Origin of the sequence: Pseudomonas capeferrum (assembly GCF_013523055.1) — a bacterium.
Classification (GTDB): Bacteria; Pseudomonadota; Gammaproteobacteria; order Pseudomonadales; family Pseudomonadaceae; genus Aquipseudomonas; species Aquipseudomonas capeferrum_A.
The window spans coordinates 281087-292641 of sequence record NZ_JAAMQM010000003.1; the positions used below are offsets into that span (position 1 = coordinate 281087).

Here is an 11555-nt window from a genome sequence, read left to right on the forward strand (position 1 = left end):
CCTCAATCAGGACAGCGTTCAGGGTGTGAGCGCACCGAGCAGTTCCGATACGTCCTCGATCTTGTCGAGGTCCGTGCACAGTTCGACGAGCCTGCTCAGCTTCGCTTGCGCCAGGGGCACGGCAGCATAGGCGGCGCACTTGTCGAGTTTCTGCTGCAGGTCGTCCCAGCTCATCGGGTTGCGGGTGTGCCCCAGGACATAGGGCGTGCACTGCCGAAACACGCGGCCGTCCTGCAGTGTGATCTCGACGCTGAAGCCTTCGAACTGGTCCGTTATCGCCGGATCGGTCTCCACGCTGATTTTCTGCATCAGATCGCGCTTGTCCGCCCGGTTGACTTCCTCGACAGTGAAGTCGCCGAGGAAAACATCGCCGCCGATGATCGCAGTCGCCACCGTGTAGGGTGTGCTATACAGCGCCTCGCCCACGGTCTTCGGGTTCCATTTCGCTTCTTTCGGCTCGATGGTCATCCGCGCACCCTCGCTGCCGATGCAGCGCACGCTGGCGATCTCCCGGTAGTCGAGCCGATCGCGGCGCATGATCTCGATGGCGCCAGCGATGAACGAATGGGTGAACTTGCAGGCCGAATAGGGCTTCATCGACAAGCCCTCGGCATAGATCCAGCGCTTGCCCAGGTCGTCGCTCAGGATCTCCGGACGCACGTCGCTCCAGCCGATATGCCGGAACGAGCCGCCCGGCACGCCGAGGAAAATCCCCTTCGGTCCAGTCACGCCCTGACGCGACAGCAATGCCGCCTTGATCGCGGTCTCGCCAGCGAAGGCATGCTGGACCCGCGCCATCTGCGTACCCTCGGCGTACTTCTGCATTTCCGACATGCCGTGGTTCGAATAGGCGATCCCCAGGGCATTCCAGGTTTCCTCGACACTCAAGCCCAGCAGCCGCGCTACCGAGGCTGTGGCGCAGAGAGGCCCCATATACTCGCCAGGCACGCCAAAAGAAGCATGAGAAGTGCCATTCATTGCCGTGTTGACCCGCACACCCAGCTCACCACCCGTCACATAGGCGGCGAGGAACTCCTTGCCCGTTACCGGCTTGTCAGCGATACCCAGTGCGGCCAGCATGGCAGGGATATTCCATTCGGTGACATGGCCACCGGTCACATGCACGTCGCCCATATCGATGCCACGCGCCATGACACCGTTGGCGAATGCCGCCAGTGGTGCCGGTACCCGCTGGCCATGGACAAGGATCGGGCTTTGCGGCGCGCCGCCCCACTCCACCACCTGCCGCACGATCTGCGGGCTGACCTCCCAGTTGGAACCGGCGATGGTGACGGCCAAGGTGTCGAGGATGGCCTTTTTCGCCAGTTCGATCACCTCGGCGGGAATATCCTCGAATGCCGTGGTGACCACCATTGCGGCAAGCTTGCCAGCAGGATCCTGTTCCGGTTTGATCGGTTCGAACGCGTTCATTGCAATCTCCGCAGATAGGTCTGAAGGTCAATTCCGCCATGCAACCAGCACAGCTCTAATCCGGCGTGCCGATACGCACCATCATCTTGCCCCGGTTCGCTCCCCGGAGCAGATCGATCAGGGCCTGGGGGGCGTTCTCCAGCCCTTCGACGATATCCATGCAGGGCTTGAGCTGCCCCTGGCGGATCCAGTCCGACAGCGTTCTCTCGGCAGCCTTGCGCTGCTTGTAGAAATCCATCACCAGAAAACCTTCCATACGGATGCGCTTGGCCACCAGCACACCGGGCACACCGCTTGGGCCACCGCCCCAGTCTGCTTGGTTGTACTGCGACACGGCGCCGCAACAAGCCACGCGGCCATGGGCGTTCATCAGGCTCAGGGTGATTTCCAGAATCTCGCCGCCGGTGTTGTCGAAGTACACATCCACCCCCCTGGGGCAGGCTGCCTTCAAGGCCTCGCGCAGGTTACCGGCCTTGTAGTCGACGGCGGCGTCGACTCCCAGTTCCTCCACCAGCCAGCGGCACTTCTCCGCCCCCCCGGCAACGGCCACTACCCGGCAACCGGCGATCCTGGCGATCTGTACCGCGATACACCCCACCGCACCCGCCGCGCCCGACACCAGCACGGTTTCCCCCGGTCGCGGCCGGCCCACGTCGAGCAACCCGAAGTAAGCGGTAAGACCCGTGATACCCAGTACACCGATCAGGTGCTCCAGCGACTCATTTCTGTTCCTCACCCGCACGCTTTCCGGCGTGACCAGGGCAAAATCCTGCCAACCCAGATCACCGTCCACCAGGTCACCAGGCACCAGACCAGGGACATTGGACTCCATGACCTCACCGATGCCGAAGGCCGCCATGACCTCGCCAGGCTGCAACTGGGGTCGGTAGGTGCGGGTCATCATCCAGGCGCGTTGCGCCGGATCGACCGACAGCCCGCGCAGACGAACCAGCGCCTGGCCAGATCCGGGAACCGGGACTGGTGTCTCCTGCAAACGGAAGTGTTCAAGCCCGACCGCCCCGCTCGGGCGCTGTGCGTAGATCCATTGGCGATTGAGATCAGCCATGGGCATCTTCTGCCTCCTTGTTATTCGTATGAAAGGCTGTAGAGAAAAACGCTTGGCAAAGAACGTTCGGCAAGAAAAACAGCTTCAGCCGGATAGCCCTTCGGCCTTGCCGATGATCTCCTTCATGATTTCGTTGGTGCCGCCGAAGATCCGCATGATCCGAGCATCCGCCCAGGCCCGTGCGATGGGGAACTCGGTCATGTAGCCGTAGCCGCCAAACAACTGCAGACACTGGTCCATGACCCGCCCCTGCAGGTCGGTGCACCACCACTTGGCCATGGCCGCCTGCTCGGCGGTCAGTTCGTGTGTAAGATGGAGGCCGGTGCATCGATCGATGAAGACTTGGGCGATCTCGATTTCCGTACGCAGGCCCGCCAGAACCTGGCGCGAGAGCTGGAAGGTGCCGATCGGCTTGCCAAAGGCAGTGCGCTCCTTGACGTAAGCGAGTGTCCAGTCCAGCGCGGCGCGGGACGAAGCCACCGCGGAGTTGGCGATGCTCAGGCGCTCCTGGGACAGGTTCGTCATCATGTGTACGAAGCCCTGGTTCTCCGTACCGATCAGGTTGGCGCAAGGCACCCGCACATCGTTGAAGAACAGTTCGGCGGTGTCTTGGGCATGCTGGCCGAGCTTGTCCAGATTGCGTCCGCGCTCGAACCCCGGCATGCCACGCTCGATACCGAGCAGGCTGATGCCGCCATGGCGGTTGGCGGGATCGGTCTTGACCGCGGTCAGCACCAGGTCGGCATTGATACCGTTGGTGATGAAGGTCTTCGAGCCGTTCACCACATAGGCGTCGCCGTCCAGCCGCGCGGTGGTGCGCAGGGCCGCCAGGTCGGAGCCACCACAGGGCTCGGTCATGGCGATGGCGGTGACAAGCTTGCCGGCGACCATGTCGGGGAACCAGCGGCGTTTCTGCTCCTCGCTGGAATAGTCGAGAAAATAAGGCAGGGCGACGTCGTTGATCAGGGCGATGCCCGAAGCCAGAGAAGTCATTCCCAGGGCCAGGCACTCCTCTGTCAGCACCAGGCTGAAGCGGAAGTCGTCCAGGCCCTGGCCGCCGTATTCCTCCGGCACCGCCATGCACAGGTAGCCGTTCTCGCCCAGCGCCTCGAACACTTCATGGGGGACGATGCCATCACGCTCCCATTGCGCGTAGTGTGGCTGGACCTCCTTGAGCAGGAAACGGCGGAAGCCATCGCGGACCGCGCCGTGATCCTCGTCGAAAAGCTCGCGCTTGAAACGGTTGTTGGCTTCTCTGGACATTCAGTTCTTCTCTTCCTCGCCGTACATCGTCTCGATGTCATCGGCATATTTCTTCAGGATCGCCTGACGGCGGATCTTCATGGTCGCCGTCACGGCCTCGGAGCCCGGGGCCCATTCGCCGCCGACGATATGAAACTTCTTGATCTGCTCGACTCGCGCCAATTGCAGGTTGGCCTGCGCCACTTCCTCCTCCACTGCCTTGCGCACTTCCGGGAGCCGACACAGGGCTGCCAGCGGCAGGTGCTCCATGGCCCAGGCCCATACGTGCACGGAGTCGAGGGTAAGCAGAGCGGTGTTGTAGTTGCGGGCATCGCCCACCACCACCGCCTGGGAAATCAGGCTGCCCGCATTGGTCAAGGCACCTTCGATACTCGATGGCGACATGTTCTTGCCGAAGGAGTTGATGATGATGTCCTTCTTGCGATCGACGATGCGGAAGTAACCATCGGCATCCAAGGTGCCGATGTCGCCAGTGTGCAACCAGCCATCGGCATCCATGACCTCGGCGGTGGCCTCCGGCTGCTTGCGGTAGCCACGCATGATCCCGGCGTGACGGATAAGCACTTCGCCGTCCGCAGCCAGTTTCACCTCGACCCCCGGCTGCGCCTTGCCCACCGTGCCGATGCGGATCTTGCCGCCCTTCGGACTGCGCGTGCCCAGGGCCGCCGATTCGGTCATGCCGTAGGCTTCGTCCAGTGGCAGGCCGATGGCGTGGAAGAACTCCACCAGGGCCGTTGGCGCCATGGCACCGCCGGAACCGACGAACAGTCCCTCGGCATCCAGGCCCAGCGCCTGGCGCACCGGGGCGAAGAACCTGGCATCGGCCTCCGCGCAAGCCCGTGCCAGCGCTGCCGGCACCGGCTGGTCCGCCTGCTCCAGGCGCACCCTTTCCAGCGACTGCTGCAGCGCCTGCCGGAGTTCCAGGCGATCATCCTCGGGCAAGGTAGCCCATTGGGACTCGATGCCCTGCTTGATCTTCTCCCAGAGTCGTGGCGGGGAGAAGAAGATATGCGGATGCACCTGCTTGACCGCCGCCATGATGTTCGCGGTGTCGTCGCAATAGGTGATGGTGCAGCCATTGAGCAGAGGCAGGTAATGCCCGGCGACCCGCTCGGTGGTATGGGCCGCCGGCAGCCACGACAATATCCGCTGCCCAGGGAAGTACGTCAGCCAGTACTCGACGATGGTGGCGAAGGCGATCACGCTGGAGTGCGGCAGCTCCACCCCCTTGGCCGGCCCGGTGGTGCCCGAGGTGTAGACGATGGTCGCCAGGTCATCGGGCCGTACCGAAGCTACCGAAGCCTCGAAATCAAAGCCCTGTGCACCATTTTTCTCCAGCTCGGCCCAGTCGATGGTGCCTGCACCGCCGCCTCCTTCGAGCAACACCACGGTGGACAGCGCCGGCCATTCACGTTGCGCGCCCTGTATCTGCTCGAGGAAAGCACGCTCGCAGAGGACGATGCGAGCGTCGGAGTTATCCAGCAAGGGCACGATCTGCGCCGCCGGCAAGGTGGCGTAGATCGAGAAAGGTGTAGCGCCGAGGCACATTATGGCCAGATCGGCGAAGAGGAATTCAGGCCGGTTCTTCAACATCAGCGCCACGGTGTCACCATGGCGAACGCCAATCCTGCTCAAACCCGCCGCCAGGGCCTCGACGTGCTCACGCACCTGTCGCCAGGTCAGGCGGGTCTTGCCATCGAGGCTGTTGACGGCCAGGCGGTCGCCATACTGCTCGACGGTACGAAGAAATCCCTTGACCACCGTCTCCGGGTGCCGGGGCAAGGTGGATATGGCAGACTTCTCATGCTGCGTAGCGGTGGATCCCATGACCTATCCTCTTATTCTTGTCTGATTGTCTTTCACCGATATGAGCGGCGCGCCCCACCCGCCTAGGTCCAGGAACCGACCCAGGCCGGAGCGGCCGCTCAAGGCACTTCCGAGCGGCAGACTCCGTTATACCGAAACCCGGCTACGATACTGGCCGAAATTCGGGGCGCGCTTCTCGGCGAAGGCCGTTACACCTTCCTTGGCTTCCGGCGTGTCGCCGAAGTTGAGCAGGCCGGTGGAAGCCACGCTGCCGGTAGCTACGAAATGCTCGGTATCGGTGTTCAGCGATTGCTTGAGGAAACGCAGCGCGGTGGGCGACATCACCAGCATTTCGTCGGCCCACTTGCGCACTTCCGCCTTCAGCTGATCGGCGGGCACCACGGCATTGACCAGGCCCCAGCGCTCCGCAGTGGCGGCGTCGTACTGGCGGCACATGAACCAGATTTCCCGGGCACGCTTCTCGCCGACGATACGCGCCAGGATCCCGGTGCCCCAGCCAGCGTCGAAGGAGCCGACGCGCGGGCCGTTCTGGCCGAAGCGTGCGTGCTCGGCGGCGATGGACAGGTCGCACAGCACATGCAATACATGGCCGCCACCGATGGCCAGGCCGTTGACCGCGGCGATCACCGGCTTGGGAATGTCACGGATCACCCGCTGCAGAGCGAGAATCTCGAACAGCCCGCTTTCCGACTGGCCGTAGCTGCCGGTTTCGGCGCGCTCCTTCTGATCGCCGCCGGCGCAGAAGGCGCGCTCGCCGGCGCCGGTCAGGCAGACGACACCGACCTCGGGATCGGCCCACGCGCGCTTGAAGCACTTGACCAGCTCATCCACCGTCTCGGCGCGAAACGCATTCATGCGTTTTTCGCGGCAAATGGTAATGGTGGCCAAACCGCTCTCGACTTCGTAACTGACGTCCTGGAGTTCCATGGTGTTTCCTCTTTCATGCATTGGTCTAGTAAATGCCGGCCGGCGCTGGGCCGAACGGCTCAATGGCAAAGCCGCTCAGTGCAGCTCCAGCGATTCGGCCAGGCGTTCCCGATAAGTGCGTGGAGAACCCAGTAATTCCTGATTGAGCTTGGCGCGCTTGTAGAACAGTTGCAGGTCGTGCTCCCAGGTGTAGCCAATGGCCCCGTGCAGCATCAGCGCCCGGTCCGCCGTACGCACCGCGGCCTCCGTGGTGAACGCCTTGGCGATCCAGGCCTGCGGCACGCCGTCGGCCTGCCCCTCCGACAATGCCCAGGCGGCGTAATAGATGCCCGAATGGGCGGCCTCGAGATCGACCAGTATCTCGGCGGCCGCATGCTTGACCGCCTGGAAGGAGCCGACCGGCACGCCGAACTGGACCCGCTGGCCGACATACTCGACGGTCATGTCGAGCATGCGCCGCGCCGCGCCAAGGGACTCCGCAGCGATCAGCAGCGCCATGATGGCGTTGACTTCCCGCGCGGCATCCCGTGGCAAACGCCCCAGGTACCTGGCCTGGGCATCCTGCAGGTGTACGTCGCCGAAGCGGCGGGTGCGGTCGATCAGGCGTCGCGGCTGGATCTCGACCCCAGGCGCATCCGCCTGCAACAGCCAGAGTTCCAGGCCCTCGTCGGCCGGGATGGGTACCAGCAGATGGCTGGCGCCAGGGGCTTCCAACACCATCGGCACGACGCCGGACAAGCGCTCGCCGTTTATCTGCACCTGGCTCACGCCCTGGTCGGCAGGCAGGCCGGCGCTCACGCACAGGGCACCCGTGGCATCGCCTTCGAGCAACCCGCGCAGCTGTTCGGCAGCACCGGGAACCCGCGAGGCGAATCCCAGCGTTCCCACGCTGGCCAGCAGCACGCCACTCGGCGCGGCGCTGCGGCCCAAGGCCTCGAACATCAGGGCCTGTTCGATCAGGCCGCCACCTTGTCCACCCGCGTCCTCGGCAACACCGATACCCAGCCAGGCGTTGCGTACCAAGAATGCGTCGAATGGCGACAGGTCCTCGCCATCGACCCAACGTCGGACCTTGTCCAGTCCGACCTCGCGCTGCAAGGCGGCATGGATCATGTCGCGCAGCATTTCCTGTTCTTCACTGAATGCAAATCGCATCGTTCGCCCCACTCAGTCGCGCTTCATTCCAAGAACACGTTCGGCCAGGATGTTGCGCTGGATGAACGTGGTTCCACCGGCAATGCTGGTGCCACGGGCCTGGTAGGCCAGCCGCAGCCATCTGGCCCTGGCCGGATCGGCATCGCCGGGTTCCTCCTGACCCTCGATCCCGATCAACGAAAGCGCGAAATCACAGATCTCCTCGACCAGCGGCGTGATGAACAGCTTGGCGGTGGAAGCCTCCGGGCCAGGCGCCCCACCTTCGGCGAGCGTGCTGAGGATGCGCTTGCCGGTGATACGCTGCAGCGTCATCCGCCCGTAAAGCTCAGCCACCTTTTGCCGTATGAAGGCGTCCTGGCCAAGCGCGCGTCCATCGGTGCCCTTGGTGTTATTCACCAGGGCGATCAACTCGTCGAGCAGACGCAAGGTGTTAACCCGACCGGTGGCGATCGCCGCACGCTCGTAACCCAGCGTCGACATCGCGACCTTCCAGCCTCCACCCAACGGGCCGACCAGGAGCTCGTCCGGCACATAGGCACCGTCGAGGAACACCTCGTTGAACTCGGCTCCGCCGAGCATCTGCCGTAACGGCCGCACCTCTACGCCGGATTGCCGCATGGGCAGGATGAAAAAGCTGATCCCGCGGTGCCGCTCGCCTTCGCCGGTACGCGCCAGCAGGATCGCGTACTCGGCCACCTGGGCGGCGCTGGTCCACACCTTCTGGCCGTGGATGCGCCAGCCATCGCCATCACGCACGGCGCGAGTGGTCAGCGAAGCAAGGTCGGAACCGGCCCCCGGCTCGGAAAAGAGCTGGCACCAGAGATCTTCGCCGGTCAGGATGCGGTCGAGAAAACGGTTCTTCTGGGCATTGCTGCCATGCTCGATCAGGGTCGGCCCGGCGAAGCCGGCACTGATCACATCGAGCCGGTCGGGTGCCCCGGCGCGGTCGCACTCCTCATAGAAGATGGCTTGCTGCAACACGCTCGCACCGCGCCCGCCATACTCGCGCGGCCAGGCCAGGCCCGCATAGCCGGCATCGTGCAGGCGACGCTGCCAGGGCCGCCACCATTCGACGCGCTCCTCCAGTCTGTCCGGTGCCTGCCCGAGGGCAGGCACTTCCCTTTCCAGCCAGGCCCGCACCCTTTCACGAAAGGTGGCGTCCTCCGGCGCATCACGGAAATCCATGATCAGCGCCCCTTCCAGACTGGCTGGCGCTTTTCGGCGAAGGCGCTGGCACCCTCGCGGGCATCCTCGGTGCCGAGGGCAGGCAGACCAAGACGATCCTGTAGCTCCCAGCCGCCCTCTTCATCCAGATCCAGCGCCCCACGCACGATGGCCTTGGACGCCTGGACGGCCAGCGGCGCGTTGTCCGCCACCCGCCGCGCCAGCAGTAGCGCTCGCTCCAGCGCCTGGCCGGGCTCGCACAGCTCGTTCACCAGGCCGATCTCGTAGGCGCGTTCGGCGTCGATGTAGTCGCCGGTAATGGCCAGGTACATCGCCACCTGATAGGGAATGCGCTTGGGCAGACGAATCAGCCCGCCTGCCGCCGCCACCAGCCCGCGCTTGGGTTCCGGCACGCCCAGCTTGGCCCCGCGAGCGGCAACGATCAGGTCACAGGACAGGGCAATCTCCAGACCACCTGCAACCGCGAAACCTTCGATTGCCGCGATCAACGGCTTTTCCGCAGGCTTGCGCGTGATACCGGCGAAACCGCGCTCGGTGGCCGGTACGTCGTTTTGCAGGTAGGCCTTGAGGTCCATTCCGGCGCAGAATGCCTTGTGGCTGCCGGTAATGATGCCGATACGCAGCTCCGGATCGCCATCGAGCTCATCCATGGCGGCGGAAACGGCGCGGGCCAGCGCCCCGTTCACCGCGTTGCTTTCCGCCGGTCGGTTGAGGCGGATGATCAGGATGCCGTTGTCACGCGTCACGCAGACCGGAGCATCATCAAGTACAGGAGCACCCATCTTCAGCATTTCCTCTTGTGTGGTATCCGCAGCGGCCTCTGTAGCCTGGGCCGCCAACTTGCAAATCATTCTGCGTCACGCCCCACGGCCCGCAATCGTCCAAAGCGACACACTTGCCGGTGACATGCCGCACTCATGCGTCGCCAGTGTAAGAATCGGGCCAGTGCACGCGAGCGATGTCGCCATCGCTACGAAAGGCATGACAGCTGTCGATCAGCTTTTCCGGCTTGCGGATACTGATCGGCACCTCGACACCCTTCGTCGCATTGCGGATCTGCGCCGCCCACAGGGTCTGCATCGCCGTGGTCGCCAGGGGACCAAGCAGGTCGCTCAGGTGCGTACAGCCCAGACGTCCGGCGAACAGCCGCTTCACCTCGGCGGTAAAGCCCGTACCTATGCGCAGGCCAAGCAGTTGCCGGTAAGTCCCGGCGATATCCCGGCATTCCGGCGAAGGACCCTGAGCGGTCAGCGCTTCGATCGCGTGGATGACCGCATCCCGGTCCACCGTGATGCGCAGTCCCATCTGGTGCAGGGGCTCACCGGGGGTAAGGGTGGAACCGAAGGGCAGCGGCACGGGTGAGGTGCGGGTATCGAGCAGACTCGCCTCGATATCCCACAGGCCATCTTCGCGCTCGTAGCCTTCGCAACGAATGTCACGGCGGTGCAACAACGTCCTCATCACCGGATGACTGAAGTCCATGCCCCACTCCTCGCCCATGGCCAGTTCAATAGGATTTCGGTAGGCCCAGCGCCCGTTCGGCGATATGGCACAGCACCAACTCGTGGCTGACCGGACCGATCAGCCCCATGATCGCTTCGCGGTAGTAGCGCTCGACATGGAACTCCTTGGCATACCCGAATCCACCGTGAGTACGCACCGCGCGAGCCGCCGACTCGAAGTAGGCGTCGCCGCCCAGGTACTTCGCCATATTGGCCTCGAGGCCGCAGGGCTTGCCCTGGTCGTACAGGCTCGCCGCCTTGAACATCATGGTTTCCGCCGCCTGCAAGCGAATCCAGCAATCCGCCAGCGGATGCTGGATACCCTGGTTCTTGCCGATCGGCCGGCCGAACACGATACGATCCTTGGCGTACTGGGCCGCCTTGTCGATCACCGCCTGGCCGGCGCCGATATTGGTCCCGGCGATCAGTACCCGCTCCGGATTCAAGCCATGCAGCAGGTACTCGAAGCCCTTGCCCTCCTCACCGATGCGATCCTCGACCGGAATCTCCAGGCCATCGATGAACAGCTCGTTGGAGTCGACGGCATTGCGGCCCATCTTGGGAATCTCCCGCACCGTGACCTTGCTGCGGTCCAGATCGGTGTAGAACAGGGTCAGGCCGTCGGTGGGCCGCTTCGCGTCCTCGAACTTGGTGGTGCGGGTGACCAGCAGGATCTTGTTGGCGATCTGCGCGGTGGAGATCCATACCTTGGAACCATGGACCACATAGCGGTCACCCTTGCGCTCGGCGAAGGTCTTGATATGGGTGGTGTCGAGCCCGACGTTGGGTTCGGTGACGCCGAAGCAGGTGCGATCCTTGCCTGCAATCAGCGGCGGCAGGAATCGCGCCTTCTGCTCCGGCGTACCGAACACCACCACCGGATGCGGTCCGAACATGTTGATGTGCACCGCCGAGGAGGCATTGGCGCCGAGCCGGGAAATACGCTTGATGATGATCGCCGCCTCGGTGATGCCCAGGCCGGCACCGCCATACTCCTGGGGCATGGTCACGCCCATCCAGCCGGCTTTCACCAGATCGTCGACGAACTCCTGGGGAAAGCGCTTTTCGTTCTCGGCACGCAACCAGTAGTTGTCGTCATAGGCATCGCAGATAGTGCCGACGGCTTCTTCGATGGCCCGTTGGTCATCGTTCAGCGAAAAATCCATTGTGTGTTCCTCGATAAGTGATTGTTGTTTTCC

General features: G+C 63.8%; 10 protein-coding genes. All 10 read right to left on the minus strand.

Going from position 1 to position 11555, the window contains the following annotated elements; translation table 11 throughout:
- Window positions 1–18 precede the first annotated feature (18 nt).
- Window positions 19–1431, minus strand: a complete 1413-nt coding sequence (locus tag G7009_RS05260; protein WP_058171439.1) for an MmgE/PrpD family protein — start codon at window positions 1429–1431, stop codon at window positions 19–21.
- A gap of 55 nt (window positions 1432–1486) precedes the next feature.
- Window positions 1487–2497 (minus strand): NADP-dependent oxidoreductase, encoded by a 1011-nt coding sequence (locus tag G7009_RS05265; protein ID WP_181128950.1) that lies wholly within the window; start codon window positions 2495–2497, stop codon window positions 1487–1489.
- A gap of 84 nt (window positions 2498–2581) precedes the next feature.
- A complete protein-coding gene (locus tag G7009_RS05270; protein ID WP_058171437.1) occupies window positions 2582–3760 on the minus strand; it encodes an acyl-CoA dehydrogenase family protein in 1179 nt (392 codons plus the stop codon).
- Window positions 3761–5587: an AMP-dependent synthetase/ligase gene (locus G7009_RS05275; RefSeq protein ID WP_071557739.1), complete on the minus strand. Its 1827-nt coding sequence runs from the start codon at window positions 5585–5587 to the stop codon at window positions 3761–3763.
- A gap of 126 nt (window positions 5588–5713) precedes the next feature.
- Entirely contained in the window at window positions 5714–6514 is an 801-nt protein-coding gene (locus G7009_RS05280) for an enoyl-CoA hydratase-related protein (protein WP_058171435.1), read from the minus strand.
- Between the two features lie 75 nt (window positions 6515–6589).
- Complete coding sequence (locus tag G7009_RS05285; protein WP_058171434.1) at window positions 6590–7669, minus strand: acyl-CoA dehydrogenase family protein; 1080 nt, start codon at window positions 7667–7669, stop codon at window positions 6590–6592.
- Window positions 7670–7681: 12 nt separating this feature from the next.
- Complete coding sequence (locus tag G7009_RS05290) at window positions 7682–8854, minus strand: acyl-CoA dehydrogenase family protein (protein WP_058171433.1); 1173 nt, start codon at window positions 8852–8854, stop codon at window positions 7682–7684.
- Window positions 8855–8856: 2 nt separating this feature from the next.
- Window positions 8857–9636 carry a crotonase/enoyl-CoA hydratase family protein gene (locus tag G7009_RS05295; RefSeq protein ID WP_058171517.1) on the minus strand — a complete coding sequence of 260 codons (780 nt, stop codon included), beginning with the start codon at window positions 9634–9636 and terminating at the stop codon, window positions 8857–8859.
- Window positions 9637–9769: 133 nt separating this feature from the next.
- Window positions 9770–10336 carry a DUF2889 domain-containing protein gene (locus G7009_RS05300; protein ID WP_071557744.1) on the minus strand — a complete coding sequence of 189 codons (567 nt, stop codon included), beginning with the start codon at window positions 10334–10336 and terminating at the stop codon, window positions 9770–9772.
- A gap of 25 nt (window positions 10337–10361) precedes the next feature.
- Window positions 10362–11522 carry an acyl-CoA dehydrogenase family protein gene (locus G7009_RS05305; RefSeq protein WP_181128921.1) on the minus strand — a complete coding sequence of 387 codons (1161 nt, stop codon included), beginning with the start codon at window positions 11520–11522 and terminating at the stop codon, window positions 10362–10364.
- Window positions 11523–11555 lie beyond the last annotated feature (33 nt).

What these genes read in the sequence shown, in the direction of transcription:
- G7009_RS05295 (WP_058171517.1), bottom strand. Translation starts at nt 9,636, where the DNA reads ATGGGTGCTCCTGTACTTGATGATGCTCCGGTCTGCGTGACGCGTGAC.
- G7009_RS05265 (WP_181128950.1), bottom strand. Translation starts at nt 2,497, where the DNA reads ATGGCTGATCTCAATCGCCAATGGATCTACGCACAGCGCCCGAGCGGG.
- G7009_RS05290 (WP_058171433.1), bottom strand. Translation starts at nt 8,854, where the DNA reads ATGGATTTCCGTGATGCGCCGGAGGACGCCACCTTTCGTGAAAGGGTG.
- G7009_RS05275 (WP_071557739.1), bottom strand. Translation starts at nt 5,587, where the DNA reads ATGGGATCCACCGCTACGCAGCATGAGAAGTCTGCCATATCCACCTTG.
- G7009_RS05305 (WP_181128921.1), bottom strand. Translation starts at nt 11,522, where the DNA reads ATGGATTTTTCGCTGAACGATGACCAACGGGCCATCGAAGAAGCCGTC.
- G7009_RS05260 (WP_058171439.1), bottom strand. Translation starts at nt 1,431, where the DNA reads ATGAACGCGTTCGAACCGATCAAACCGGAACAGGATCCTGCTGGCAAG.
- G7009_RS05285 (WP_058171434.1), bottom strand. Translation starts at nt 7,669, where the DNA reads ATGCGATTTGCATTCAGTGAAGAACAGGAAATGCTGCGCGACATGATC.
- G7009_RS05280 (WP_058171435.1), bottom strand. Translation starts at nt 6,514, where the DNA reads ATGGAACTCCAGGACGTCAGTTACGAAGTCGAGAGCGGTTTGGCCACC.
- G7009_RS05270 (WP_058171437.1), bottom strand. Translation starts at nt 3,760, where the DNA reads ATGTCCAGAGAAGCCAACAACCGTTTCAAGCGCGAGCTTTTCGACGAG.
- G7009_RS05300 (WP_071557744.1), bottom strand. Translation starts at nt 10,336, where the DNA reads ATGGACTTCAGTCATCCGGTGATGAGGACGTTGTTGCACCGCCGTGAC.